Origin of the sequence: Streptomyces sp. HUAS ZL42 (assembly GCF_040782645.1) — a bacterium.
GTDB lineage: Bacteria > Actinomycetota > Actinomycetes > Streptomycetales > Streptomycetaceae > Streptomyces.
The window spans coordinates 965,891-990,646 of sequence record NZ_CP160403.1 but is presented as its reverse complement, the minus strand read 5'-3'; the positions used below and the strand labels follow the sequence as shown (position 1 = coordinate 990,646).

Genomic DNA, 24,756 nt, shown 5'->3' with positions numbered 1-24,756 from the left:
GCTGCGGGACATGATCCTCAGCGGTGAGCTGCCCCCGGGGTCGGTGCTGCCCCAGGCCGAGATGGCACGGAGGCTGGGCGTCAGCCGTACGCCGATGCGTGAGGCGTTCCGGCTGCTCCAGGAGGAGGGGCTCATCGACGCGCGGCCCGATCAGCGGCCGAGGGTGCGGACAGTCGTCCCCGAGGACCTGGACGGCGTCTACGGGGCTCGCATCATGCTCGAGACCCTCGCGGTGAGCGTGACGGTGAAGTCGCTCGCGTCCGGGGACCTCGAGCGTATGGGGGAAGCGCTGAAGCGCATGCAGGAACTGGCGGGCCAGGACCGGCCGGACGAATGGCCCGCGCACAAGGAGTTCCACGGCATCGCGACCCAGGCCGTGGGGCCGCAGCTGCAGCGCATGCTGGCGTCGCTCGGCGAGCACAGCGAGCGCTACATCCGGCTGGCCCAGCTGGGCATGCCCAGCTCGTGGGCCCGGGCGCGCACGGACCACGAAGCGCTGCTGGAGGCGTTGCGCCTGGGGGACCCGGAGCCTGGCGGACATCGCCCCGGAGTACGAACCCACGGCCACGCGGACTGCGCTGGGGATCGCCGGCAACGGCCAGTCCTGATGCCGGACACCGAACCGGGCCACGGCGAACTCGGCCTGCTTCTGCCGGCTGTTCACCTTCCAGTCCGCCGGAGGCGGGGCCTGGACCATCAAGAACGTCAACAGCAACCTCAACCTGGACATCCGTAACGGCTCCACCACCGCCGGAGCCGCCGTCGTGCAGAAGACGTCCTCCACCGCCGACTCGCAGAAGTGGACCCTCACCGACGCGGGCAACGGCTACTACGAACTGAGGAACGTCAACAGCGGCCTCAACGCCGGTGTCGCCCAGTCCTCCACCAGCAACGGCGCCGCCGTGGTCCAGTGGAACGACCTGAACGTCGACGACCAGCAGTGGAAGATCGTACGCATCAATGAACGGCCCTCGCCCCCACCATCGGGCCTCGCACAGGGCCTCCTGACCGCTCCGGCCCGCATCGCGATCCGGAGCGCCAGGAGGACCTGGTGGTGCGGCAGCGCCAGGCCGAGGTCAGGGCAGCACGACGATCTTCCGTCCCTGGCCGGCTGCGAACTGGTCCAGTGCCTGCGGGTACTCCGTCAGGGGCAGCCGATGGCTGATGAACACCTGGGGGTCGAGTACCCCGGTGGCGAACAGTTCCGCCGCGCGCTCGTAGCTGTGCAGGACGGCCATGGAGCCGGTGATGGTGATCTCCTGGTTGTAGATGCGGTACGGCGAGATGGTGGCCGTCGTCGCGTAGTCGGAGACCCCGAACTGCAGAAATGTTCCGGCCTTGGCGACTCGTTCCAGGCCGTCCTGAATGGCCGCGGCGTTGCCGGTCGCGTCGACCACGACGTCCCAGCCACCCGGTCGCCCCAACTCGTCGGCCGAGAGCCCGGCCTGGGAGCAGCCCAGTTTCTGAGCCGTCGCCAGCCGCTCCGGGTTGACGTCGACGACATCCACCGAGGCGGCACCGGTGCGCTTGGCCAGCTCCAGCATCATCAGGCCCATCGTCCCGCTGCCGTAGATCAGCACATGGGAGCCGAGCCTGCTGCTGAGCACGTCGTAGCCGCGCACCGCGCAGGACAGCGGCTCGATCAGCGCCGCGTCCTGGACGTCCACGTGATCCGGCAGCCGTACGCAGTTGGCCACGGGCGCCACGGCGTACTCGGCGGCGCCACCGGCCACGGTCACGCCGATCGCCTGCCACCGGTCGCAGAGGTTGTTGCGTCCCGCCCGGCAGTACCGGCACTCGTTGCAGTACAGCGAGGGGTCCACAGCGACCCGGTCACCGATCGCGAGTTCGGTCACCTCGCTGCCGAGACCCACGACCTCCCCGGCGAACTCGTGCCCCGGCACGACCGGCAGGGTCGGTGCGAACTCACCCTGCAGGATGTGCAGATCGGTCCCGCACAGCCCGCAGGCCGCCACATCGACCACGACCTGGCGCGGCCCGGGAGCGGGGTCGGGCACCGTCGTGACGGTGACCTTGCCGGGGGCTTCGATGACAGCGGCTTTCACTTGACTGCTCCTAGGGACAGGCCCCGGACCAGCTTGTCCTGGGCGGCGAAACCGGCGATCAGTACCGGCAGGGAGACCAACGTGGCGGCGGCGCAGAGCCGGGCGAGGAACAGGCCCTCGCTGGTGATGAAGCCGACGAGGAAGACCGGTGCGGTGGATGCCTGGGTGGCGGTGAGGTTGACGGCGAACATGAACTCGTTCCAGCTGAAGATGAAGCAGATCAGCGAGGTGGCGGCGAGTCCGGGCATGGCGACGGGGGCGACGATGCGCCACAGGACGGTGAGCAGGTTGGCGCCGTCGACCTCGGCGGCCTCGAGGATCTCCTTGGGGACCTCGGCGAGGAAGGAGCGCATCATCCACACCGCGATGGGGAGGTTCATGGCGGTGTAGAGGACGATCAGCGTCCATACGTTGTCCAGCATCCCGGCGTCCTTGACGATCAGGTACACCGGCAGCAGGGCCGCGATGGCCGGCAGGAACTTGGTGGACAGGAAGAAGAACATCACGTCGGTCCACTTCTTGACCGGCTTGATGGACAGCGCGTAGGCCGCCGGTACCGCAAGGGCGAGCACCAGCAGCGTCGAAATCACGCTGGCCATGGCCGAGTTGAGCAGGAAGGGGGTGATGTCCCGGCTGAACAGCAGTTCGTACTGGTCGAGGGTGAGCGGGGCGAAGGGGGTCGGCGGGTTGGTGGCCGCGTCCGCCTCCTGGTGGAAGGAGGTGAGCACCATCCACGCCACCGGCGCGAAGAACGCCAGGGTGGCCAGCCAGGCGACGAACGTCCACAGAGGCGACAGTCGCGGTGCACCGCCGGGGTCGTCGTGGCGGCGGACGAGCTTCTTCAGCCTCGCGCCCGGCGCGGCGACTGCTGCGTGAGCGGTCATCGGGACACCTCCTCGCGGAACAGCGACGCGATGGTGCGCAGCGCGAAGGTCGCGATCACGATCGAGCCGAGCACGACGACGACTCCGGCGGCGGCCGCCTGGCCGTACTCGTACTTGCGGAACATGGTCAAATAGATCTCGTAGGGCAGGTTGGTGGTCTGCGAGCCGGGGCCGCCCTGGGTGATCGTGTAGACCGCGTCGAAGGTCTGCACGACGTAGATCGTGCCGAGCAGGATGCCCAGCTCGATGTACTGGCGCAGGTGGGGCAGGGTGATGTGCCTGAAGGTGGCCATGGCCGACGCGCCGTCGACTTTCGCGGCCTCCAGGACGTCACCGGGCTGGGCCTGCAGTCCGGCCAGCAGGATGAGCATCATGAACGGGGTCCACTGCCACACCAGCGAGATCACGACGGCGGGCATGGGGTACGACGACACCCAGTCGATCGTCGGACCGTTGGCGGCCCCGAACAGCCGATACACGGCGTTGAGAGTGCCGTTGAGCAGGCCGTAGTCGGGGTTGTAGAGGGCGTGCTTCCACAGCAGCGCCGCCGCGACCGGCATGACGAGGAACGGCGCGATGAGCATCGTCCGCGCAAGCCCGCGACCGATGAACCGGCGGTCGAGCAGCATTGCCAGACCAAGGCCCAGGACCACGCTGATGAGCACCACCGACGCGGTGAGCACGACGGTGTTGAGCACCGCGTTGCGCAGCCGCTCGTCGGTGAAGACGAACTTGAAGTTGGACAGCCCGACGAAGTGCCTCTCGCCCGGCTTGAGAACGTTCCACTGGAGGGTGGAGATGACGAGCGTGGCCACGAAGGGCAGTTGAGTGACGACGATGGTGAACACCAGCGCCGGCAGCAGCGGGACACGGCGCCGCCACTTGCTGACGCTGGTTGCAAGGCGCGGGCGACTGGGTGGTGGTGCTGTCTTGGGGGGAGCGGTGAGCGTGGTCATGAGAGGTTCCTCTGCCGGTGACGGCCGGGGTGGGGAATCGGTGCCCGGCCGGCGTCGGAGCCGGCCGGGCGGTGACGGTCACTGGTAGTTCTTGGCGACGTCCTCGGCGAGCTTCTGGCCGTCGTCGAGTGCCTTGTCCACGCTTGCCTTGCCGGCGATGGCGGCGGAGATCTCCTGGGTGACCTTGGTGCCCAGGTCCTGGAACTCGGGGATGGCCACGTACTGCACGCCCACGGTCGGCCGGGGCTGCACGCCCGGGTTGGCCGGGTCGGCGCCCTCGATGGACTTCAGGGTGATGTCACCGAACGACGCGGCCGCCTTCTGGTACTGCGGGATCTGGTACGTGCTCGCCCGCTTGCCGGCCGGAACCCGCGACCAGCCCAGCTTCTCGCCGACCAGCTTCTCGTACTCCTTGCTGGAGGCCCACAGCATGAACTTCGAGGCGGCGTCGGCGTTCTTCGTGGTCTTGGGCATGGCCCACGCCCACGCCCACAGCCAGCCACTGGACTTGGTCGCCATGGTCGGCGCGTAGGCGTAGCCGACATGCCCGGCGATCTTGCTGGAGGAGGAGTCCTCCAGCGACCCGGCCGCGCTCGTCGCGTCGTACCACATCGCGACCTTCTTCTGGCTCATGGCGTTCAGGCACTCGGTGAACCCGGCCTGCGCCGCGCCCGCCTCACCGTGCTTGCGGACCAGGTCGACGTAGAAGTTCGTGGCCTGCTTGAACGCCGGGCTGTTGACCTGCGCCTTCCAGTCCTTGGTGAACCAGGTGCCGCCGAAGGTGTTGACCATGGTCGTCAGAGGCGCCCCCAGCTCGCCCCAGCCGGCCAGGCCGCGCAGGCAGATGCCCCGCATGCCGGGCTCGGCGCCGTCGACCTTGGCGGCGATGTCGGCGATCTGCTGCCAGGTGGGGTGCTCGGGCACCGTGATGCCCTTGGCCTGCATGACGTCCTTGTTGTACATGAGGAAGGACGACTCGCCGTAGAACGGCAGGGCGTACAGCTTGCCGTCGGAGCCGGACAGGGATGTGACCATCGGCTTGAGCAGGTCGGCCTTGTCGAAGCTCGCGTCCTTGTCGGCATAGGAGCCGAGCTCGTGCAGCCAGCCGTTCTCCTGCCAGATGGGTACCTCGTAGGCGCCGATGGTGGCGACGTCGTACTGGCCGGCCTGGGTGGCGACGTCCTGGGTGACCTTGTCGCGCAGCTCGTTCTCGGGCAGGACCGTGAAGTTGACCTTGATGCCGGTGTCCTTGGTGAAGGTGTCCTTCGTGAGCTTCGCGATGTCCTCCATCTGCGGATTGCCGACCATCAGCACGTTGATGCTCTTGCCGCCGCCACCGGAGCTCGAGGAGCCGCCCGCCCCGCTACAGGCGACCAGCAGCGAGCCCGCGGCCGTGGCCGTGGCGAGGACGTGGATCACTCTTCGTGTGCGCATGACTGACTCCAGGGGTGTTCGAGAGCGTGGGGAACCAGGGCCCCGGCCTTGCGGGGTGGGATGTGGAGATGAACGGAGATGAACTTGCGGCTCAGGCCTGGATGACCTGGGGACCCAGTCGCGAGTAACGGTGGGCCTCGGATGTGGGCAGCCCCGTGTCGGTGACGATGGCCTCAAAATCCGTTACGTCGGCGAATCGGCAGAAACTTACGGCGCCGAATTTCGTGTGGACGCCGGAGAATACCCGGCGTTTGGCGACCCGCATGACCTCGGCCTTTACTTCGCTGACCGCGGGATCGGGCGTGGTGAGTCCGTACGTGCGGGAGATCCCGTTCGCGCCGACGTACGCCAGGTCGATGACGAAGTCGGACAGCATGCGGGTCGCCCAGTGGTCGACCGTGGCCAGCGTCCCGCCACGCACCCGGCCGCCGAGCAGCAGCACGGTGACGTTCTCGGCGGAAGCCAGCGCACCTGCGGTGGTGAGCGAGGCGGTGACCACGGTCAGTGGCCGGTCGCGGGGGAGGGCTGCGGCGATGAGCTGCGGGGTGTAGCCCTCGTCGAGGTAGACGGTCTCGGCGTCCCCGAGCAGTGCGGCCGCGGCGGCCGCGATCCGGGACTTCTCGGGGACGTGCATGGTGGTTCGGAAGGCGAGCGTGGTCTCGAAGCCCGCGCTCTCCACGGGATGGGCGCCGCCATGGGTACGGCGGACCAGCCCGTGTGCCTCCAGGAGGTTCAGATCGCGCCGCACGGTCTCCTTGGAGATTCCGAGGTCGGCGGCGAGCTTTCCGACATCCACGGATCCGGAACGGCGTGCCGCTTCCAGAATTCCGCGTCTTCGTTCCTCGGCGTCCACGGCGACACCTCCGTTTCACGGCTCTGCGCGTTGTGCCCGCGCCGGCTGAATTTCCGGAGCCCGTCCCGTTCGGGCTCCGATGGCCAAATTTCTACAAGGCGATTGCCCGTACTGACCAGGTTCGTCGTAGAGCAGTTCATGACCGAATGCGCCCGTTTTCCAAAGTGCGGAGCCCCTGGACAATGCGGTGGATGGCTTCGCGGCTCGGGAGGCTGCTGCCCGCTTGCCGACCGGGGTGTGCCCGTTTGCTGCCCGTCTTCCCGGAGGCCCGGGGCGGGACCGGGATCCGGACCGGACATCAGGCCCCCACGGGGTCGGCTCCGTGTCTTCCTGGGCAGTGACCACGCCGCTGGGGACGCGCCCGAGACATCACCGTGAACCGGTTGGCTTGGAAGGTGTGCGACGGCCTTACGGACGCTGCGGCTCAGCGGGGTGAGGCGGGCGTTTCTCGAAGCGGATGGCGCCCATCAGCACAAGGGGGCGGTCAGTGGTACGGCGGCCAGTGCGGCCGCCGCTGCGCCGACCAGCGGGGGGCCGGTCTGCCGCGGGAACGAGGCCAGGGTGATGCCTGTCACCCAGGAGCCGATCGTCACTCCCACATTGGACGGCGCGCTGCTCAGTGCGGAGGCGAGGGTGGGTGCGGAGCCGGCGAAGCGCATGACGAGTGCGCCGAGCACCGGGGTCGCCGCGAAGCCGGTCACTCCCAGGAGGGTCAGCAGGACGACGGTGACCACCGGAGTGGTGGCGAAGAACACCAGCAGGACGAGGATCAGCGTGGTCGTGGTGGCCGCCGTGACCAGGGTGGCCAGTGGCCGCTCGTCGCCCACGCGCCCGCCGAGCGTGGTGCCCAGCAGGGCGCCCACGCCGTAGCCGGCCAGGACCAGGGGCACGGCCCCGGCAGGAACGCCGGCCCGATCGGTGAGCAGGGGAGAAGCAGCTGTAGGTCGCCAGGACACCTCCCAGCATCAGGGCTGTGAAGCCGAGCATCAGCCAGACGCGGAACTGTCGCAGCGCGGCGAACTCCGCCCGGACGGAGGGCGGTTGCCGCTTCGGCTCGTCGGGGACGAACCGGCCGACGACGGCCGCGGCGCAGGCTGACAGCACTGCCGGCACCCAGAACGGCCCTCGCCCGTCGGACACCTGCCCCAGCCACGAGCCCAGGGGTACTCCTGGTTCGACGCGCCGGCAGCGCTCGGCCCGAGCAGCGGCCCCACCACGGCGACGGGCGACCACGAGCTCACCCTGTACTTCTCGTTCGCCGAATAGCGCGTCGCCCCACGCCTGATCGGCCGCTACGCACCGGGCATTTGCGGCCGGTTCACAGCACGGCGGTGCGGCTCACCGAATACCTAGAGGATCTTTGAGTACGGGGACGCATGATGGTGGAGCATGTGCGGCCGTAACGTGCGGCCATGTCGAGAAACTTCAGTCGGTCCCATCGCCGTCCCGTGCGGGGGTACGTGGGCTTGGGTCTCAGCCTCGGTGTGGGAGCTGTCCTTGTGGCGAGGTTGGGGCCCGTGCCGGTCTCCTCAGCGGCTCGGGTGTGGGAACAACTGGCCGCGCGGGCCTGGGCAGTGGATCCGCAGCGGCTGATGCCGCACCACAGTCCGACAGGACAGGCCACTGCCGCATACCGCTCGTCGGCGGTGTGGTGCAGGGGCCAAGCGCGGCGGTTCGGTGCCGTGGCTGCTCGTGCGCGTCAGGGGCGGCGCGGGTGAGGGGACGCGCCCAGGTCTCGCCCCGACTCCGGGCTACGCCTAGGGCCGCCGGGGCTGCGTTCCCCTGGGGGTTCTGTGTGGTTACGGCCTCGGCAAGCCTTGCGGATCTCGCGCGCTCTGCGATCCGGCCGTGGTGCTGCGGCCCAACTGCTGGTTATATGACTGGTGTTCGAAGGCTTTGTGTCGGCTCTCGGCGTCCCCGTCGGGCCCTGGCTGCGAGGGCGACCAGCGGCTTGCCGGGGCAGAGTGGGCGTGATCACGGCTGAGGAGTTCTTGAGGGGGGAGCCGGAGTCGCCGTATGAAGGGGAGAATCTGGTCGTGCCGGATGGGGCAGGCGTTCGGGGCGACGCGCTGTCTCCGGTTCGAACCGGGCCTTCGGGCGGCGGTCGGCCGGCTGCCGGAGCTGGGACGTCAGGGGACACCATCCGCCGGCTCCGCATCGCGCTGGACCCTGCCGTGGCCGCCCACCCCCGCGCCACCGAGCGCCTCACCGCCTGGCCCAGCCGACCGCTCACGGAATCCACGGACCACTCGCACGCGCGAACGGAGCTGTCGATGCCCGACATCGTCCCGCGGTCACTGCCCCGGCCCCGCTCACCCCTGGCAAGGGGCGCGGCGACCGACACGACCACCGACGTGATCTCCTACAACTTACCCGCCGTCACCTCGGCCTTCGCCTGGGAACTCAACCCGCACTGTGACCAGGACCTGGAACAAGATCTGTACGGATGGCTGCAGGACACGTTCGCCGATTATCCCCACGTGACCGGCTGGTGGCAGCACATCCGTAACTCCCTGCTGCACATGTGGGGGCCGCTGGTCTACCCACGTATCGACCGGACCACCTTGACGGCATGGAATCGGAAGATCATGGCGTGGGTCATGATCGACGACATCAACGAACGGCGCATGACCCGCGACCGGGCCACAGCCCAGGAACGGTCCGCACCCTGGCAGGAACTGCTGCACTGTCTGGACATCATCACCGACTCCGCCGACCCGGCCCAGGCCATCACCGAGCTCGGGCTCTCCGAGGCGGTCCAGGCCACTGCACTCGTCACCCTGGAGCTGACGCAGTTGATGTCCCCGGCAGCCCGTGACCTGTTCTGCCGGGCAATGGCGCAGATGACTCGTTCTTTCGTTCGCGAGGAGGCCGGCTTCGACACCCCGGACACCGCCGCCACCATCAGCCTCGCGGACTACCTGGCCTGGCGGGACCATTCGTATTCCATCCAGGTCTTCATGGCCGGAGCCCTGGACCAAACGACCACCCCGCTGGCACCGCATGAAATCACCGATCCGCGCATGGAACAGATGCGGCTCGCCATCAGCCTCCACTGCGGGCTCGCCAACGACCTGTACTCCTTCCGCAAGGAAGTCACCTACCGGCGCGACCACCTGCGGCGGCAGCTCAACGTGATCCCGGTCCTGAGGTTCGGCCACGGACACACCTGGCAACAGGCCGTCAACTACACCGTCGGCATGATCCATGACCAGCAGGCCGAGTATCTGCGGGTCCGCGACGCCTGGTTCACCGAGGGCGCCTCTCCCGCCGTACGCGAGTACTGCCGGGCGCTGGAGTCCATCCAGGCCGGGAACCTCCGCTTCCTGATGATCAACCCTCGCTACCACGGAAACGACTTCAACGGGGAGTTCACAGGCGGCCGGGTCGTGTGCCACCCAGCCGATCAGAACCTCTTTTGAACCCGGTCGGAGGTGGTCCCCGCCGCCCGGCGGCCGACCGGCACCGCAAGTGCCCCATGCTCCCAGCACCAAAGACGCCTACTGGAGGAAACCGTGGCCGCCTCGTCCGACGTGCCGGATACCGCGACCGCCTACACCGCGGTGACCGCCCCCGGCGCATGGCCGTTGCTGGGGCACGCGCCGCGACTCATGCGGGACCCGCTGGGCTTCTTGACCGGTCTGCCGGCCCACGGAGACATCGTCGACATCACGATCGGCGCGATGCGGGTGAGTGTGGTGTGCCATCCGGAGCTGGTGCACCAAATGCTGCTCAGCGACAAGGACTTCGACAAAGGAGGCCCGTTCTTCGAGCGGGTGCGTGCGTTCACCGGAAACGGCGTAGGGACGTGCCCGCGCGCCGATCACCGCCGACAGCGGCGCCTTGTGCAGCCGGCCTTCCATCCCGCACGGTTTCCCGGCTATGCGGAGGTGATGGTCGAACAGACAGTGAGGGAGACAGCCGACTGGGCCGACGGGCACATCCTCGACGTACGCCGCGCGATGGCGCGGCTGACCTCCCGAGTCCTGACCCAGTGCTTGTTCTCCACCCGCGAGTCCGACACCACGACCAGCGAATTCATCGACAGTGTCGACGAGTTGATGTCATTGATGATTCCGCGGATGCTCACTCCGGTGGCGCTGGACTGGATTCCGCTGCGCAGCAAACGACGTTTCGCGCAGGCGAGCAGGCGTGTGCGCGCGCTCAGCGCACGCATCATCGCCGACCGCCGACAGGCCGGTACCGACCGCGGTGATGCGCTGTCCGCGTTGCTGGCCGCCCGCGACGAGGACGGCTCGGCTCTGAGCGACGACGAACTCGTCGACCAGATCACCACCCTTTACATCGCTGGGGCAGAGACCAGCGCGAATCTGCTGGCGTGGGTCTTTCACATCCTGGCCGGTCACCCCGATGTCGAGCAGCGGCTGCACACCGAGGTCGACACGGTGCTGGGCGCCCGGGCCGCAACAGCCGACGATCTGCCCCGGCTGGCGTACACCCGGCAGATCATCGACGAAACCCTGCGCAAGTATCCGATCGGCTGGGTCTTCACCCGGGCCGCCACCACCGACACCACCTTGGGCGGTTGCCGTATCCCCGCCGGCCGGACCATCGTCTACAGCCCGTACATGGTCCATCACCAGCCCGGCGCCCACCCCGAGCCGGAACGGTTCGATCCGGACAGGTGGGCTGGGCGACCGCGCCCTGCTCGCGGTACCTACATTCCCTTCAGCGAAGGCGCCCGCAAATGCATGGGCGACACCTTTGCCCTCACCGAGGCCACCCTCGCCCTGTCAACTATCGCCGCCGGCTGGAAGATGAAGCCCGTCTCGCACCGCCCGATCAGACCACGCATCCGAATAAGTCTGGTCCCCAACAGCCCGCTGTTGCGACTGGAACGACGCCACGGGACCCACCACTGACCGCGGTGTTCACGCGACGGGGTGGCCCGCGCTGTCCGTGTGGCCCGCCTGGCTGGAGAACTTGTTCAGGAAGACGTCGTACCGGCCGTCGGAGCGCTGGGTCAGCGTCGCGCCGTCCTGCCAGATCCCGTTCTCCGCCCACCACTGGGAACCGGCCGGGTCGCCTTGGTTCTGGTGGACGTTGTGCATCCCGAGGTCCCCCTCGGGATCGTTGTCGAACGGCTCGCCGAAGACGAGGATGCGCTGCCCGGCTACCAGGATCGCCTCCAACGCGGTGGCGGCGTCGGCATTGGAGCCCGCCTGCCACGGCCGCGAGCCGACCAGGTCGAGGAGGTCCTGCAGCCAGGAGGGTGGCCTGCGCTGGAACAGGACGCCGGACCGGTCCACCAGTGCCGGATGGCGCAGATAGTCCAGGGCTCCGGAGTCCGGCGTGGACGCGAGGTCGTGGTAGCCGGGGGCAAAGGCATGGACCGGCCCGAGATCGATGGTGTCCAGGGTGAACGCCTTCCACTGCACACCCACGTTGGACTTGTGGCTGTCGACGTCGACGGCACAGTGGTAGCGCCCATCCGGCGCATCCACCTCCACGTTGACGTGGAACCAGCGGCCCTGGTTGTCCGGCCGGTCGCGATAGTGCCGGTACAGGGTTCCCGAGAGCACGCCGTAGTGTTCAAAGGGCATGCCGACAGTGAACCACCCGCGACCACGCTGCGCATCGAGGTGGTGACGATCCGTGCGAGTGTGCCCCGGAGCGGTTGGGAAGGCGCCCCGCCAAGACGCCGCCTCCGCCGAGGCACGTACGGGCCGCCGTGAGGGGTGGCCCTGGTGAGCGGGAGTCAGAGGCGGCCCAGAAAAGGGTTTGTTCACGAAGCCGCCTCGCCCTACGGTGAGATCACTTCGATGCGACCTTCCCCAGATGCACGCCGCAGAACGGAAGCGTCCCACCTCACTGAGGTGCCGGAGGGGCGGCAGCAGTTTTGCCGACCCTTCCATTCGGAGGTCTCCTTCATGAACGTCGGTATCGGTCTGCCCATCGGCGACCCTGCCACCCTGCTCACCTGGGCCCAGCGCGCCGACGCCGGGCCCTTCAGCACGCTCGGTCTGCTCGACCGGCTCGTGTACGACAACCCCGAACCCCTGGTCGCCCTCGCCGTTCTCGCGGGCGCCACCTCCCGGATCCGGGTCCAGACCGAGGTGTTGCTCGCTCCGCTGCGCGACACCACCCTGCTCGCCAAGCAGGCCGCCACCGTGGATCGGATGACGGGTGGCCGCCTGGTCCTCGGCCTGGGCATCGGCGGGCGCGACGACGACCACCTCGTCACGGGCACCGACAAACGCACTCGAGGGCGGCGTCTGGATGAGCAGATGGCGGTGATGCGCCGCCTGTGGTCCGGCGAACCTTACGGTGCCGGTGCCGGCCCCATCGGGCCGGCACCGGCCCGGCCCGGCGGCCCCGAAGTGCTCTTCGGTGGCTTCAAGCCCGCCGCGCTCGAACGCGTCGCACGCTGGGGCGACGGATTCCTCGCAGCCGCCGCGCCCTCCTGGGCAGGCGGCCTGTTCGACACCGTCCGCACATTCTGGAAGGAATACGGCCGCGACGGCGAACCCCGCATCGTCGCGCAGGCCAACGTCGCGCTCGGCCCGCACAGTGTGATCGACGACGCCCGGGCCGCCATGCACGCCTACTACACCTTCACCGGTATGGCCGACCGAATGGTCGCCGGGATGCTCACCACGCCTGCCCGGATCAGAGATGTGATCGCCGCCTTCGCCGGCCTCGGCGCCGACGAGGTCATGCTCTACTGCTACGGCCTGGACCCGAACCAGGTGGACCGCCTCGCCGACATTCTGTGACGGCCGGGCCGCAGACATTCAGGCGGTCCCCGGCACAGCCATGTGCTGAAAGGGCGTCTTGTCCGGCCAGTCGTGCTCGACTCCACCGGGTCAACCGTCGCGACGTCCGGTGCCTGCGCCGGTGAGAACACGCAGCTCCGTCTCCGCGTAGTCGGCCCCGCCCGGCTGGCGCCGGTCGAATCGCGAACCGGCCCAGCCGAGCAGGAATCCCACGGGAATGGAGAGGAGTCCGGGATTTCGCAGCGGAAAGACCGCGAAGTCCCTACCGGGCAGCAGCGCTGCCGGGTTCCCCGAGACCGCCGGAGACAGCGTCGTCAGCAGTACGGCGACCAGCAGACCGCCGTACATGCTCCAGACCGCCCCCCTGGTCGTGAAGCCCTTCCACCACAGGTTGAACAGCAGCGCGGGCAGGATCGCGGAGGCCGCGATGGCGAAGGCGAGACTGACCAGGAAGGCGATGTTGAGATGCTGGGCCAGCATCGACAGCGCGATCGCGATCACACCGATCAGCCCCACGCCCAGCCGTGCCACCAGGAGTTCGCTCTTCTCGGACGCCCTGCCCCGCATGATCACCGCACCGTAGACGTCGTGGGCCAGGGAGGCCGCCGCGGTGAGCGTGAGAGCGGCGACGACGGCCACGATCGTGACAAAGGCGACGCAGGAGACCACGGTCAGCAGGAACGAACCGCCCAGGTGCTCGGCCAGCAGAAGAACGGCCGTGTTGCCGGAGGCGGCGTCCGCGGCGATGGCCTCCGTGCCGATCAGCGCTGCGGAGCCCAGGCCCGTGAGCACCTCGAAGAGGGTGAAGACGATGATCATGCCCGCCGCCCAGGCCGCGGACTTGCGGGCTCTGCGCCCGCTGGAGACCGCTCCGATACGCATCAGGACATGCGGCAGGGCGGCCCCTCCGAGGACGAACGCCAGTTGCAGGCTGATCTGGTCGGTCTTGCTGGTGCGGTCGTGGAAACGAATGCCGGGCTCCAGGAAAGGGCCTCCGAAGCCGCTTCGCCGGACGGCCGCATCCAGCAGACGCCCCGGACTCCAGCCGAACTCCGAAAGAACCATCAGCACGACCAGGAGACCTGTGGCGAGGAGAACCACGGCTTTGATGGTCTGCACGAGAGTGGCCGCCCGCATACCGCCGATCAGGACGTAGAGCACCATCAGCAGACCGAGGCCGGCGACGACGATCCGCTGGGCGCCGTCGCCGTCGACACCCAGGACCGTCGCCGACAGCGCCCCGGCGCCGACGAGTTGAGCGGTCAGATACAGCAGACAGACGACCACGCTCGTGATGCCTGCCGCCAGATGTGCGGGCCGGGCGTGCAGCCGCAGTGCAAGGGAGTCGCCGATGGTGAACCGTGAGGTGCTGTGGTACGGCTGGGCGACCAGCAACACCAGTACGGACCAGGCGACCATCGGGGCCAGGACGTAGGCGATGCCGTCGTAACCCGTGAGTGCGATCAGACCGGGATTGCCCAGCATCCCCGCAGCGGACATGTAAGCACCGAAGATCGCCAGCCCGTTGATCGCCGACGACAGCCGCCGCTGGCCGAGGTAGAACCCGCTCAGCTCGTCCTCTTCGGGGAGGATCGAGCCGATCGAGAGAAGCAGCGTAAGGACGACACAGAGGCCGAAGACAACGAGGACGGGGAAGACGCCGCCGGGACCGGAAAGCGCGAGGACGTGGTTCACCGATGGCTCTCCAACTGGGCGAAGGATGTGCTGTGACGCTCGGCCATGGGGTCCAGCGAGTTCCGCGCGTACCGCGTGTGCCACAGGACCGCCAAACCGGTGATCACCAGTTGCACCAGGACCAGCGTGAGCCCGATGTTCAGCGGACCCGCCCACGAGACCGCCAAGAGACCGGGCGCCTCGTTGGCCGCGACGACGCCGGCCATCTGGGCGCCGACAACCGCGGCGGCGACCTCGGCGGGGCGGCGGCGTGCGGCACGCAGTTCGCGCAGCGTCGTGGTCCGGCTGGTGGCGGGGGAGTGTCCCGGGCCTGCCTGATCGGACGGTGACGTCGCGTGCATGCGCGGGGGCGGCTCGGAGAAGGCCGTGACCGACTCTTCCCAGGCCGGCCGCGCCGCGGCCGCGGCAAGGGGCCGGTCGTCGTTCAGGGCCAGGTGCCGGGCCATGTGCAGGGCCCAGGATCTTCGTCTGGCGCGAACTTCCAGCTCGGCGGCGGTATGGGCCCCCTGAACGGACCGTTGGTACAGGTCAAGGAGCGCGGCCGGTTGGGTGACAGCCGTGAAGGTGCGGGATACGGCATGGCGCAACTCGGCAGTGGAGTAGGGGCGTTCGTGGTCGAGAGCACTGAGGTAGAGGGCGGCAGCCGCGGGAGGGTCTTGATCGGGGAAGCGAGTGCGGGAATCCATGAGTACTCCTCGGCAAGGAGTGGCGCGGAATATGGAGAGCGCGTCATACGAGGGCTTGTGGCCGCGCGCGTTCTCCCGGCCCGCGGATGGGGGCCGATGTCAGTGGTGAAGACGCTCGACAGGGACGGCGACCCGAAACGCATACCGGACCTGCCCCGAAGCCATGCGCTCAGTTCGCCGACGGAGTCGTGCCATGTCCTTGCGGCGTCCTCGCCTCATCGGCGCCAACCGTGCCGCAGTGATCACTGGGCGGACAAGGGCGTGAACGGCAACGATCCGACGTACTTGCGTGCATTGCGTTCCCGATCGCGGGCCGACCTGGGTGGGAGGGCCATTCACCCGAACCCGGTTCCGAACAGGACGCGGCCGCGCGCTCACCATCCTGTGCGCAGTGGGTAGTTGATCTGTGCAGGTACGGTCTGCAGGGCAGGCGGCGGCTGCGGCTTCGCCCGTGGTGCGCAGCCGGGGCGCTGCGGATTCGCCATGGCCTATCGCATGACCGGACGGTTGGCGGACGTGTACTCGTCCGCATCACCGGTTCACCCATCGCTCGTCCACGTCCACGTCCACGTCCATGGACATGAACCTGTGCAGAAGGGGTGCCTCCTCGGGGGTGGTCCGCCCCGCGTGATCCCGCATCACGTCGTCGGTCGCGTAGACGCGCCAACCGTAGCGGTCGGCGAGTCGACGGGCGATCGTCCATTTGCCTGCACCACTCCCGCCACCGATCCAGAAGACGTGCTGCAGTCGTGCCGAAAGCTCTGTGGCGGTGGCCACCTCTGCATGCCGTCGGGCCAGTATCTCGCTCCGATCCGATGGGACGACCCGCTGCGAGAGAGCAGGAGGGCCTGCGGAGCATCGATACTCCGACATCCGGGCGCCTGTCGCGCTGGTGTGGCATGGTGGAGGTGTTCTGGCCCGTCGCTTTCCCCCGTGGTGACGGGCCAGACGTCTGTCCTTGTTCGTCGTGTGTGCGGACCGACAACTCGCTCGCGAAGCCGTAAGAAGCTGTGGCAGGTTGGTGGCGCATGGGTGACCGGTCATGGGCGGGCTCGGAGTTCCGGACGACGAGTGGATATGTGCGCGGCAGACGATCGGCCGGCGGCGTGGTAGCTGTTCTCGGCATTCCGTACGCTGCTCCGCCCTTCGGCACCAGTCGTTTCCGCGAGCCTCGGCCTGTTCAGGGCTGGAGCGCATCACGCGACTGCACGGAATTCGGGCCCATCGCGCCTCAGTCCGCCGAACTGCCCGGTTCGCCGCTGTGGCGCCCCGGAGACGAAGACATTCTCACCCTCAATGTGTGGGTGCATCAGCAGCCCGACGGCGGCCCGCTGCCGGTGCTGTGCTGGATCCACGGCGGCGCCTACACCTTCGGCTCCTCCGCCCAGCCCGACTTCGACGGCACCGCGCTCGCCCTTGCCGGGGTGGTCGTGGTCAGCTGCAACTACCGGGTCGGCTTCGAGGGCTTCGGCCATGTGCCGGGCTTCCCCGACAACCGCGGACTGCTCGACCAAGCGGCCGCACTGCGCTGGGTTCGGGAGAACATTGCCGCGTTCGGTGGCGATCCCGACAACGTCACGGTCGCCGGGCACTCCGCCGGAGCGGGATCGGTTGCCTGCCTGATGGCCATGGAGCAGGCACACGGGTTGTTCCGGAGGGCCATCACACACAGCGTGCCCAATGCCTTCTTCACCGTCGACGTCGCTGAGGCGGTCGCATCGAGGATCGCGGCCGAGGCCGGGGTGGCGCCGACCGGCGACGGACTGCTCTCCGCCTCGCCGCAGGAACTGGTGGCCGCTTCCGACAAGGTCGCCGGACAGTGCGCCGCCGACCCCGTAACGGAGATTCAGGCATTCGACCCGGTGGTCTTCCAGCCCGTCGTCGACGGTGACGTGCTGCCCGTGGATCCCCTTTCCGCGCTGGCCGCCGGCGCCTCCCGTGACGTGGACCTCCTCGTGTGCCACACCGTGGAGGAGTGCTGGTTCCTGCACGAGATCGGAGGCGTGCGGGAGGTCACTTCGGAGACGGAACTCGTGGATTTCGCCAAGGCCCTCCGTCTCCCTTCCCGTCTGGTCGCCGGCTACCGTGCTCTGATGCCCGATGCTCCGGTGCTTGACCGCTACCTCGCGCTCTTCGGCGACGCGCAATTCGGCGAGTACAGCAGTCGGCTTGCCGAGTGCCACGCCAGAGCCGGCGGCCGAGCGTATCTCTCCCGTTTCGCCCGCCGGCGCGTAACTCCGAGTGGCGAGGCCAGGCCCTGGCATACCGCGGACATACCGTTCGTCTTCGGCAACCTGGACGCCGACGGCGCCGCCTTCCTCATCGGTGGCGCCCCCGACGAACAGGACCGAGCCCTGTCGCGGCGCATGCTTCGCGCATGGGCCGACTTCGCAGCCTGCGGTGAGCCGGGCTGGCCTCCGGTCACCGCCGACACCACCACTGTGAACGTCTGGGCCGTTCCGGGCGATTGCCTGGCCGACGACGGCACCTCCGACGTGCGCGCCCTGTGGCGGGAAGTCTCGTTCGACCTCCTGCGACTGTGATGCTGCGATCTGCTGTTCTCAGGCGGTCCTCGTCGATGCGATCTTCGACCGGGGTGATCATTGATACGGTCCCGCCATGCCTGAAGAGCACGGATCGAGCGATTCCGTCACCGCGGCCGATGTCGAGTACGCCGTTCGCCTGGCGGTGACCACCCTGCGCGGGGTGGAAGCGCCGGACTGGGATGCGAAGGCTGGTTCCCTGGAGTGGAGTTGCTGGGAGACCGTCGAGCACCTCGCCGACGATCTGTTCTCCTACGCTGCCCAACTGGGCCCTGAAAGCCCGCCGCTGGACACACACGTGCCGTTCGTCTGGAGCCGGAAGAAGCCGGGCGGTCCGGCGAACGTCGTCTTCGCCGACCGTGACGCCGGTACGGCCGGCCTGTTGCAGGTACTGGAGGCCAGCGGCGCCCTGCTGACGGCCATCGTGCGGACCACGCCGCCGACGGTGAGGTCGCACCACGTCTTCGGTGCAGCCGACGCCGAGGGGTTCGCCGCCATGGGGGTTGTGGAGACGTTGGTGCACATGCACGATATCGCCGAGGGTCTCGGCTTCGGCTGGACGCCGGACGCCGATGTGTGCCACCGGGTGCTGACCCGGCTCTTCCCGTACGCCCCGACAGACAGCGACCGCTGGCCCACCCTCCTGTGGGCCACCGGCCGCGCGGAAATCCCGGGTCGGCCACGGCTGACGGCATGGCGTTGGCATGGCGCGCCCGCCGGCGAAAGGCGGTAGACACCCCGTCAGCGCGGAGGGCGACCCGAGGAGGCTCCTCGTGCCGGGCTGGTAGGGGCGGGGCGTCTTGCTGGTCAGCAGGAACGTGAAAGCCCCGGCTGGACGGGGGAGGCCAGCCGGGGCCGTGTGGTGGTGGTGCGGAGGGCGGTCGCCTCTCGGCGGGAGGCTTCATGGGGCTTCAGCCGGACGATCGTCCCCATGAGCTATGGGTGAGGCCCGGAGACACTGTCCCCTCCGCAGCCACATGTAGGGGAACGGCCAACCGTCTCGGGTTGTTCCCCGTCAGTCCAAGCGGCGACTGTGAGCTGACGCACTTTCCTTGCCGGGAAGGTCAGTTGAGGTAGTCGGCGACGAGGGCGGCAAAGTCGTCGGGGGTGGCGAGCCGGATGCCGAGGGTTTCGGCTTTGGCGCGCTTGGACCCGGCGCCTTCTCCGGCGACGACCAGGGTGGTCTTCTTCGAGACGCTGGAGGAGGCACGGCCGCCGGCGCGTTCGATCAGCTCGTTCATCTCGTTGCGGCTGAGCTTCTCCAGCGCACCGGTCATCGCGCCGGTGACCACCACCGCCATCCCGGCGAGCGGACCGCCTGCGCCTTCCGCGGCCACAGCGCTGCCGTCGGCGCCGGTGTCCGCCGTGGCGGGCGGGGTGGCGCCGGTGTCCGCCGTGGCGGGCGGCGTGGCGCCGGGCTCGGTCATGTTCACCCCGGCTGCCGCGAGTTTGTCGATGAGCGGGGCGAGTTCGGCGAGTTCGGCGACGATGGACGGGGCCTTCTCGGTGCCGATGCCCTCGACCTGCTGCATCGATTCGGCGTCGGCGGCGCGGATGGTCTCCATGGTGGCGAAGTGCCGGGCGATGCGGCGGGACATGGAGCGGCCGGTGCCGCGGACACCGAGGGCGCACAGCACACGTGACAGCGGCCGGCTCTTGGCCGCGGCGATCGCGGCGAGGAGGTTGTCGGTGCTGGTCTCACCCATCCGTTCCAGGCCGAGGAGCTGCTCGCGGGTGAGGGTGAACAGGTCGGCGAGATCGGCGACGAGGCCCGTGTCGACGAGTTGGACGACGCGGGTGTGGCCGAGGCCTTCGATGTCGAGCTGGTCGCGGCCGGCGGCGTAGGAGAGGGACGCCACGAGGTGGCAGTTGCGGCCGTTCTCACAGCGCCAGCGCTGCTCGCTGGTGTCGATGGCGGAGCCGCAGCGCGGGCACGCTTCGGGGAAGGCGATGGGCCGTTCGTCGCCGGTGCGCAGGTGGGCGACGGGGGCTTCGACGCGGGGGATGACGTCGCCGGCCCGATGGACCATGACGTGGTCGCCCAGGCGCAGGTCGCGGCGGGTGATGTCGGCGGGGTTGTGGAGGGTGGCGTACGTGATGGTGGAACCGTCGATCTCGACCGGTTCCAGGACGGCGCGGGGGGCGATGATGCCGGTGCGGCCCACGTTCCACTCCACCTCGAGCAGGCGGGTGATCTTCTCGACGGCGGGCAGTTTGTAGGCGATCGCCCAGCGGGGGGCCCGTGAACCCGATCCGGCGGCCTGCTGGTCGGCGGCCAGATCGGCCTTGATGACGATTCCGTCGATCCCGAACGGCAGCCCCGGCCGCAGGGCGGCGATCTCCTGTACGCGGGCCAGGACCTCCTCCACGGTGTGGGCGGTGATGCCGGGCACCGCGGTCGCGGCGGTTGTGTTCACCCCGAGGTCGGCGGCCTGGACCATGAGGTCGCTGTGCGCGCTCTCACCCAGCCGGGCGGCGAGCACGTACTCGGTGTCCGCCAGGGGCAGCAGGCCATAGCCGAAGAACGTCATCGGCACGGTGTAGGCACGGTCCTTGGCGCGCAGGGTGCCCGCCGCGGCGTTGCGGGGGTTGGCGAACGGCTGCCCGCCGTGCGCGGTGCGCACCTCGTTGGCGTGCTCGAACTGGGCGGTGGTCATCAGGACTTCGCCGCGCACCTCCATCGTGACCGGCTCGGTCAGCTGCTCGGGCAGACCCTCGATGGTGCCGATGGCGTGCGAGACGTCCTCCCCGGCCGTGCCGTCGCCCCGCGTGATCAGCTGTGTCAGGCGGCCGTGGGTGTAGCGGGCCGCTATCGCCAGCCCGTCCAGCTTCGGCTCGACACTGAACCGGGTGACGTCGTGGCCGATACGTCTGGCCAGCGAGGCGGTCCACGCGGTGAACTCCTCCGGCGAGAACACGTTGTCCAGGCTCAGCATCGCCACGGTATGCGGGACATCGCCCTCCACGGCGCCGCCTGCGACCTTCCCGGTCGGCGAGTCGAGCAGTACCTGGTCGGGGTGATCGGCCTCCCACGCTGCGATGCCTCGCACGAGCCGGTCGTAGGCGTCGTCGTCCAGCGGCGAGGTGCCGCCCGTGTAGTAGGCGGCCGACGCCTTCACCGCGTCCTCGACCGCCTGGGCGTAGGCGGCGGCATCCACGATCACAGCTGCAGGTGTTGTCATGGGCGTAATCCTGCACGCCACCACTGACAACGCCCCCAGCGATCACCCGGCCGACGTTTCGGTTCGAAGCCCAAGTTCCGTGTGGAAGCCGCCTCCGAAGACGACGCCGGAGGCTTCCGGCTTCGTCCGGCCCGCCCTCCCGTGGCTTCGCTGAACGAGGGACTTCCGTCGTTGGTAACAGCTGTTACCATCAGGGTATGGCGAAGACTCAGCTGGGTGCGCGCGTGGACAGTGAGATCGCCGAGCTGGCCAAGGCCCGCGCGAAGGACCGCGGCCTGCCTCTCGGCGACTACATCGCTGCCCTCGTCATGGACGACGCCGGCGGACTGCGCCAGCGTGGCCTGGACGCGGCACGACGCTTCCTCGACGAGCATCAGGCCGTCTTCGACGAGGTCGAGGACGGTGACAGTCCCGCTCCCGGGGCGCACGCCGCGTAATGGACCTGTACATCGACGTCCCCTGGATCCTGCAGGTCGCAGAGATCGCCGGCGCGGGCGACCCCGCCCCCGACGACTACGGCGTGCCGGTGGCGGCAGTCGCATGCCACCGCGCCGAACTGCTGGAGCAGCCCGTGTACGACGGCCCCTACGCCCGTGCCGCCGCGCTGGTGCACATCCTCGGCCGCTGCCGCTGGCTGGAGCGCTCCAACATGGCCGTCGCCGCCGCGACGGGCGTCATGTACCTGGAAGCCTCCGGGCTCCCGGTCAAGCCGACCCGCGAAGACGCCGTCGCATTGCGCGAACTCCTTCGTGATCCGGCCTGCACTTCCACGAGGATCGCCGCACTGCTGCGCGGGTGGCCGCAGGCCACGTGAGAGCCTGTGAGCCTCACCCGGGCGCCTGCCCGCCCTGCGCACCGCGCGCAATGCGGTGCAGTTCGTCGCGGACACCGACCTGCTGCCACCGCTCGAGCCTGCGTCAGTACGTCTGCCAGGAGTCGAACTCCAGCTCCCGTGCCAGAGGTTGCGGCTTGCACGCGCCGTGCGGTCATGTAGCGTCCGGAGCGGCTTGATCCGTCTCAACGTTGCCGCCCGATGAGGACACATGTTCGCCGATGTCGACGCCCCGATCGCCGCTCTCCCGAGGCGGACGTCCCGTAAGGACCCCGCCTGCAGCGGGATTCGGGGGCGTGGCCCCATGAGTGATGCCGGCCCGCGGTCCGCCGGCGGGAAGCAATCTCGTGCAACGGGTGGGGGAGCGCTGGTCCCTTGATATTCCGGATCAAACGGCCTCGCAGCGCATCCGCGCACCCGTCTCCGGAGCCCTCGGCGCCCACGCCGGCGGAACACATCGTGGAGCCTGAGGTCGTCCAGGCACGCCTGTCGGCTCACGAGCAGGCGGGCTACTTCTGTTTCCATGCAATCCTCTTCGCCCGCAACCCCGAGGTCCGTCCTCTGTTCCCGCCGGGAATGGACGCCCGGCGCGGCCGCCTGCTGCGGGCGCTTGCGCATTTCCCGGCCGTGGGCGAGTGTCTCCTCGCCTCCTTGGCCCGCTACGAGCAGGACGAAGCGGTTCGGTCGCCCCGTGCGGACGGCACCCTCACCTTTCATGTACGCGTGGTGGCCGGCGGCTCCGTCAGCGGCGCGCCGGCGCACCGGGCCGCGGTGGGTGACGTGATCCAACTGGGGCCTCCGCTGGGAGACATGGTTCTGGACGCCGCCACCTGCAGCGAGGTCGACCGTCGCGGCGAGCCCCGTCAGGTCGACCTGTTCCCCGGCGCCCGAACCCCCGTCGAGCCGTACGGGGTCGACGACATGCTCCGGATCGCCCAGCGGTATCACTGGCTGACCTCACGACGTCCACCTCAGGCGGCCCGGTCCCCATGGTCGCCAGCGCAAATGACATGCTCACGTCGGGCGGCACCTCGCCCGACCGCATCCACCACGACCCGTTCGAGACGCCCGTCCCTGCCGTTTCCGTGAGCCCAAGCGCTTGCCCGTCCTGCCAGGAGAACGCCCGTGACCTTCCCCCTGCCCCCCTTCGGATCAGCAGGTGAGCACCGGCTGCAGCAGCAACTGGGCACCGCCGACCGCGCTGCCCGGTTCTACGATCAGCAGGTCCGCTCCCACCTCACACCCCAGATGCGGGACTTCATCGGCCGCCAGGCAATGGTATTCCTGGCCACCGCGGACTCCCATGGAGAATGCGATGCCAGCTTCCGCGCCGGGCCGCCGGGATTTGTCCACGTGATCGACGACCATACGCTCGCGTACCCAGAATTCCGCGGCAACGGAGTGCTCGCCAGCACCGGAAACATGACGGAGAACCCCCATCTCGGCATGCTTTTCGTGGACTTCACGCACGATCACGTGGGACTTCACGTCAACGGCGCAGCCCGGCTCTACACCGACACGGCCCTACGCTCCCTCCATCCCGGCCTGCCCACCGATGTCGCGCCTGGGCGCAGCCCCGAGATGTGGGTCTGTGTGAGCGTCGAAGAGGCCTATATCCACTGCTCCAAGTACATACCCCACCTGGAACCAGCTCCCCGCTCCACCAGTCCTGCCGCCGCGCGCCCCAAGGACGCGGACTATTTCACCGGCCCCCGACATGGCGCCGACCAAGCCCCGCGCGCGTGACGGTCGCAAGCATGCAAGGACGGCGGTGTTAAGAGAACGCTCGTTCTTGACCGATCGTTCTTTAACTGCGTATGGTCGTGGACATGGGACGACCGCGCGCCTTCGACACGGACCAGGCCGTCAGTACCGCGGCCGCCCTCTTCGCCGCCTACGGCTACGAGGGCACCTCGGTGGACGACCTGGTCACGGCCACCGGTATCCACCGAGGCAGCCTCTACAAAGTCTTCGGCTCCAAACGGGGCCTGCATCTGAGAGCCCTCCGCGACCACCTCGACCACGAGATCCACCCGACGACCGCCGCCATCGCCACCCTCACCGACCCCACGCAGGCACTGACGGCGGCGGTCGCCTCGTACGACAACGGACCGGCCGCCGGACTCCTCCTCCTCGCCGCCGCCGAACGCGCCCCCCACGACCCGGAGGTTGCCGCGCTGGTCGCGGAAGGCATCGCCGCGCTGGAGGACGCTCTACGCCCCTCCCACGGTGAGGCCGCCCCTCAACTCGCCTCCACCGTCCTCGGTAGTCGCCTGCGCCTGCGCGCTCAGCCGGCCACCTCCAAGGAGCACTGACATGGCGCTGATCTCCATCGACCGTGAACGCGGCCTGCTGACCGCCGAATTCCAGGGCCTCGACAAGCTCTGGACGCTCAAGAGCCGCCTGGAAATCCCCCTCGCGCACGTGCGTGGCGCCACCCACGACCCCGGTATCGCCCGCGAACCGAAGGGCATCCGAGTCGTTGGCACGTACTTCCCCGGGGTGATCACCGCCGGCCGCTACCGCCGCAACGGTGAACGCCTCTTCTGGGACGTGAAGAACCCGGACAAGGCAGTCGTCATCGAACTCGCCGACGCCGAAAACTACGACCGCCTCGTCATCGAGGTCGACGATCCCCGCGCCACCGTGGCCCTCATCGAACAGTCCATCGCCCGCCGTTGAAAGGTGACTTCCGGATCTTTTTGGTTGATCCTCGAACAGCGGGTATCCGGCGGTTTGTGGGCGATTCCGTAGGCGTTCACTTGGTGCCGCGCCAATCGTTTCTGCAGGTCATCTACTCACCAGTTGGCCTCAAAGAGTTGGTCAAGAGGAGCCTTACGTTCCCCTGTCTGCGAGCCCTACGTTCCCTGTGACCAGTCGGCGGTGCT

The 24,756-nt window shown here is 68.7% G+C and carries 23 protein-coding genes and 1 pseudogene; 13 read left to right on the top strand and 11 right to left on the bottom strand.

The window, feature by feature from the left end:
- The first annotated feature begins 10 nt into the window (after positions 1 to 10).
- Both ABZO29_RS04730 and ABZO29_RS04725 read left to right on the top strand, forming a co-directional pair.
- Positions 11 to 736 (top strand): GntR family transcriptional regulator, encoded by a 726-nt coding sequence (locus ABZO29_RS04730; RefSeq protein ID WP_367318848.1) that lies wholly within the window; start codon positions 11 to 13, stop codon positions 734 to 736.
- A pseudogene (locus tag ABZO29_RS04725) lies at positions 657 to 899 on the top strand (RICIN domain-containing protein); the annotation flags it as partial. The gene ABZO29_RS04730 and the pseudogene ABZO29_RS04725, both read left to right, overlap by 80 nt.
- Positions 900 to 1,076: 177 nt before the next feature.
- On the opposite strand, the gene ABZO29_RS04720 reads toward ABZO29_RS04725, so the two are convergent.
- The 6 genes from ABZO29_RS04720 to ABZO29_RS04695 all read right to left on the bottom strand — a co-directional run bounded on the left by ABZO29_RS04720 (position 1,077) and on the right by ABZO29_RS04695 (position 7,083).
- The gene (locus tag ABZO29_RS04720; protein ID WP_367318847.1) at positions 1,077 to 2,066 is read right to left on the bottom strand and encodes a zinc-dependent alcohol dehydrogenase family protein; all 990 of its coding nucleotides are present in this window, start codon (positions 2,064 to 2,066) and stop codon (positions 1,077 to 1,079) included.
- A complete protein-coding gene (locus tag ABZO29_RS04715; protein ID WP_367318846.1) occupies positions 2,063 to 2,950 on the bottom strand; it encodes a carbohydrate ABC transporter permease in 888 nt (295 codons plus the stop codon). The genes ABZO29_RS04720 and ABZO29_RS04715 overlap by 4 nt, the downstream gene beginning before the upstream one ends.
- A complete protein-coding gene (locus ABZO29_RS04710) occupies positions 2,947 to 3,906 on the bottom strand; it encodes a carbohydrate ABC transporter permease (RefSeq protein ID WP_367318845.1) in 960 nt (319 codons plus the stop codon). Before ABZO29_RS04710 ends, ABZO29_RS04715 begins: the two co-directional genes overlap by 4 nt.
- 78 nt (positions 3,907 to 3,984) lie before the next feature.
- Positions 3,985 to 5,340, bottom strand: a complete 1,356-nt coding sequence (locus ABZO29_RS04705) for a sugar ABC transporter substrate-binding protein (RefSeq protein ID WP_367318844.1) — start codon at positions 5,338 to 5,340, stop codon at positions 3,985 to 3,987.
- A gap of 91 nt (positions 5,341 to 5,431) precedes the next feature.
- A complete protein-coding gene (locus tag ABZO29_RS04700; RefSeq protein ID WP_367318843.1) occupies positions 5,432 to 6,193 on the bottom strand; it encodes a DeoR/GlpR family DNA-binding transcription regulator in 762 nt (253 codons plus the stop codon).
- A 467-nt stretch (positions 6,194 to 6,660) separates the two neighbouring features.
- The gene (locus ABZO29_RS04695; RefSeq protein WP_367318842.1) at positions 6,661 to 7,083 is read right to left on the bottom strand and encodes a hypothetical protein; all 423 of its coding nucleotides are present in this window, start codon (positions 7,081 to 7,083) and stop codon (positions 6,661 to 6,663) included.
- 1,383 nt (positions 7,084 to 8,466) lie between these two features.
- On the opposite strand from ABZO29_RS04695, the gene ABZO29_RS04690 reads away from it, so the two are divergent.
- Positions 8,467 to 9,615, top strand: coding sequence for a terpene synthase family protein (locus ABZO29_RS04690; RefSeq protein WP_367318841.1), 1,149 nt, complete (start codon positions 8,467 to 8,469; stop codon positions 9,613 to 9,615).
- Between the two features lie 93 nt (positions 9,616 to 9,708).
- Entirely contained in the window at positions 9,709 to 11,076 is a 1,368-nt protein-coding gene (locus ABZO29_RS04685; RefSeq protein ID WP_367318840.1) for a cytochrome P450, read from the top strand.
- A gap of 9 nt (positions 11,077 to 11,085) precedes the next feature.
- Here the strand turns inward: ABZO29_RS04685 and ABZO29_RS04680 are convergent, their stop codons facing one another.
- Complete coding sequence (locus ABZO29_RS04680; protein WP_367318839.1) at positions 11,086 to 11,757, bottom strand: DUF2278 family protein; 672 nt, start codon at positions 11,755 to 11,757, stop codon at positions 11,086 to 11,088.
- Positions 11,758 to 12,084: 327 nt separating this feature from the next.
- On the opposite strand from ABZO29_RS04680, the gene ABZO29_RS04675 reads away from it, so the two are divergent.
- Positions 12,085 to 12,930 (top strand): LLM class flavin-dependent oxidoreductase, encoded by an 846-nt coding sequence (locus ABZO29_RS04675; protein ID WP_367318838.1) that lies wholly within the window; start codon positions 12,085 to 12,087, stop codon positions 12,928 to 12,930.
- A 90-nt stretch (positions 12,931 to 13,020) separates the two neighbouring features.
- On the opposite strand, the gene ABZO29_RS04670 is transcribed toward ABZO29_RS04675, so the two are convergent.
- The 3 genes from ABZO29_RS04670 to ABZO29_RS04660 all read right to left on the bottom strand — a co-directional run bounded on the left by ABZO29_RS04670 (position 13,021) and on the right by ABZO29_RS04660 (position 16,088).
- Positions 13,021 to 14,625, bottom strand: coding sequence for a cation acetate symporter (locus ABZO29_RS04670; protein ID WP_367318837.1), 1,605 nt, complete (start codon positions 14,623 to 14,625; stop codon positions 13,021 to 13,023).
- A complete protein-coding gene (locus ABZO29_RS04665; RefSeq protein WP_367318836.1) occupies positions 14,622 to 15,311 on the bottom strand; it encodes a DUF485 domain-containing protein in 690 nt (229 codons plus the stop codon). The genes ABZO29_RS04670 and ABZO29_RS04665 overlap by 4 nt, the downstream gene beginning before the upstream one ends.
- A gap of 531 nt (positions 15,312 to 15,842) precedes the next feature.
- Positions 15,843 to 16,088 (bottom strand): hypothetical protein, encoded by a 246-nt coding sequence (locus ABZO29_RS04660; protein WP_367318835.1) that lies wholly within the window; start codon positions 16,086 to 16,088, stop codon positions 15,843 to 15,845.
- A 251-nt stretch (positions 16,089 to 16,339) separates the two neighbouring features.
- On the opposite strand from ABZO29_RS04660, the gene ABZO29_RS04655 reads away from it, so the two are divergent.
- On the top strand, positions 16,340 to 17,854 hold the full coding sequence (locus ABZO29_RS04655) for a carboxylesterase/lipase family protein (protein WP_367318834.1): 1,515 nt from the start codon (positions 16,340 to 16,342) through the stop codon (positions 17,852 to 17,854).
- Between the two features lie 76 nt (positions 17,855 to 17,930).
- On the top strand, positions 17,931 to 18,587 hold the full coding sequence (locus tag ABZO29_RS04650; protein WP_367318833.1) for a maleylpyruvate isomerase N-terminal domain-containing protein: 657 nt from the start codon (positions 17,931 to 17,933) through the stop codon (positions 18,585 to 18,587).
- Between the two features lie 331 nt (positions 18,588 to 18,918).
- Here ABZO29_RS04650 and ligA read toward each other — a convergent pair whose 3' ends face one another.
- The gene (ligA, locus tag ABZO29_RS04645; protein ID WP_367318832.1) at positions 18,919 to 21,036 is read right to left on the bottom strand and encodes an NAD-dependent DNA ligase LigA; all 2,118 of its coding nucleotides are present in this window, start codon (positions 21,034 to 21,036) and stop codon (positions 18,919 to 18,921) included.
- Positions 21,037 to 21,233: 197 nt separating this feature from the next.
- Here ligA and ABZO29_RS04640 point away from each other — a divergent pair, with 197 nt between their 5' ends.
- The 6 genes from ABZO29_RS04640 to ABZO29_RS04615 all read left to right on the top strand — a co-directional run bounded on the left by ABZO29_RS04640 (position 21,234) and on the right by ABZO29_RS04615 (position 24,550).
- A complete protein-coding gene (locus ABZO29_RS04640) occupies positions 21,234 to 21,473 on the top strand; it encodes a hypothetical protein (RefSeq protein ID WP_367318831.1) in 240 nt (79 codons plus the stop codon).
- Positions 21,473 to 21,850, top strand: a complete 378-nt coding sequence (locus tag ABZO29_RS04635; RefSeq protein WP_367318830.1) for a fic family toxin-antitoxin system, toxin component — start codon at positions 21,473 to 21,475, stop codon at positions 21,848 to 21,850. Before ABZO29_RS04640 ends, ABZO29_RS04635 begins: the two co-directional genes overlap by 1 nt.
- A gap of 477 nt (positions 21,851 to 22,327) precedes the next feature.
- The gene (locus tag ABZO29_RS04630) at positions 22,328 to 22,957 is read left to right on the top strand and encodes a hypothetical protein (RefSeq protein WP_367318829.1); all 630 of its coding nucleotides are present in this window, start codon (positions 22,328 to 22,330) and stop codon (positions 22,955 to 22,957) included.
- Positions 22,958 to 22,993: 36 nt separating this feature from the next.
- Positions 22,994 to 23,614, top strand: a complete 621-nt coding sequence (locus tag ABZO29_RS04625; protein ID WP_367318828.1) for a pyridoxamine 5'-phosphate oxidase family protein — start codon at positions 22,994 to 22,996, stop codon at positions 23,612 to 23,614.
- Between the two features lie 83 nt (positions 23,615 to 23,697).
- Positions 23,698 to 24,183, top strand: a complete 486-nt coding sequence (locus ABZO29_RS04620; RefSeq protein WP_367318827.1) for a TetR/AcrR family transcriptional regulator — start codon at positions 23,698 to 23,700, stop codon at positions 24,181 to 24,183.
- Position 24,184: 1 nt separating this feature from the next.
- Positions 24,185 to 24,550 (top strand): hypothetical protein, encoded by a 366-nt coding sequence (locus ABZO29_RS04615; RefSeq protein WP_367318826.1) that lies wholly within the window; start codon positions 24,185 to 24,187, stop codon positions 24,548 to 24,550.
- Positions 24,551 to 24,756 lie beyond the last annotated feature (206 nt).

What these genes read in the sequence shown, in the direction of transcription:
- ABZO29_RS04730 (WP_367318848.1), top strand. Translation starts at nt 11, where the DNA reads ATGATCCTCAGCGGTGAGCTGCCCCCGGGGTCGGTGCTGCCCCAGGCC.
- ABZO29_RS04655 (WP_367318834.1), top strand. Translation starts at nt 16,340, where the DNA reads ATGGGTGACCGGTCATGGGCGGGCTCGGAGTTCCGGACGACGAGTGGA.
- ABZO29_RS04665 (WP_367318836.1), bottom strand. Translation starts at nt 15,311, where the DNA reads ATGGATTCCCGCACTCGCTTCCCCGATCAAGACCCTCCCGCGGCTGCC.
- ABZO29_RS04715 (WP_367318846.1), bottom strand. Translation starts at nt 2,950, where the DNA reads ATGACCGCTCACGCAGCAGTCGCCGCGCCGGGCGCGAGGCTGAAGAAG.
- ABZO29_RS04650 (WP_367318833.1), top strand. Translation starts at nt 17,931, where the DNA reads ATGCCTGAAGAGCACGGATCGAGCGATTCCGTCACCGCGGCCGATGTC.
- ABZO29_RS04710 (WP_367318845.1), bottom strand. Translation starts at nt 3,906, where the DNA reads ATGACCACGCTCACCGCTCCCCCCAAGACAGCACCACCACCCAGTCGC.
- ABZO29_RS04620 (WP_367318827.1), top strand. Translation starts at nt 23,698, where the DNA reads ATGGGACGACCGCGCGCCTTCGACACGGACCAGGCCGTCAGTACCGCG.
- ABZO29_RS04680 (WP_367318839.1), bottom strand. Translation starts at nt 11,757, where the DNA reads ATGCCCTTTGAACACTACGGCGTGCTCTCGGGAACCCTGTACCGGCAC.
- ABZO29_RS04675 (WP_367318838.1), top strand. Translation starts at nt 12,085, where the DNA reads ATGAACGTCGGTATCGGTCTGCCCATCGGCGACCCTGCCACCCTGCTC.
- ABZO29_RS04615 (WP_367318826.1), top strand. Translation starts at nt 24,185, where the DNA reads ATGGCGCTGATCTCCATCGACCGTGAACGCGGCCTGCTGACCGCCGAA.
- ABZO29_RS04705 (WP_367318844.1), bottom strand. Translation starts at nt 5,340, where the DNA reads ATGCGCACACGAAGAGTGATCCACGTCCTCGCCACGGCCACGGCCGCG.
- ABZO29_RS04640 (WP_367318831.1), top strand. Translation starts at nt 21,234, where the DNA reads ATGGCGAAGACTCAGCTGGGTGCGCGCGTGGACAGTGAGATCGCCGAG.
- ABZO29_RS04690 (WP_367318841.1), top strand. Translation starts at nt 8,467, where the DNA reads ATGCCCGACATCGTCCCGCGGTCACTGCCCCGGCCCCGCTCACCCCTG.
- ABZO29_RS04635 (WP_367318830.1), top strand. Translation starts at nt 21,473, where the DNA reads ATGGACCTGTACATCGACGTCCCCTGGATCCTGCAGGTCGCAGAGATC.
- ligA (WP_367318832.1), bottom strand. Translation starts at nt 21,036, where the DNA reads ATGACAACACCTGCAGCTGTGATCGTGGATGCCGCCGCCTACGCCCAG.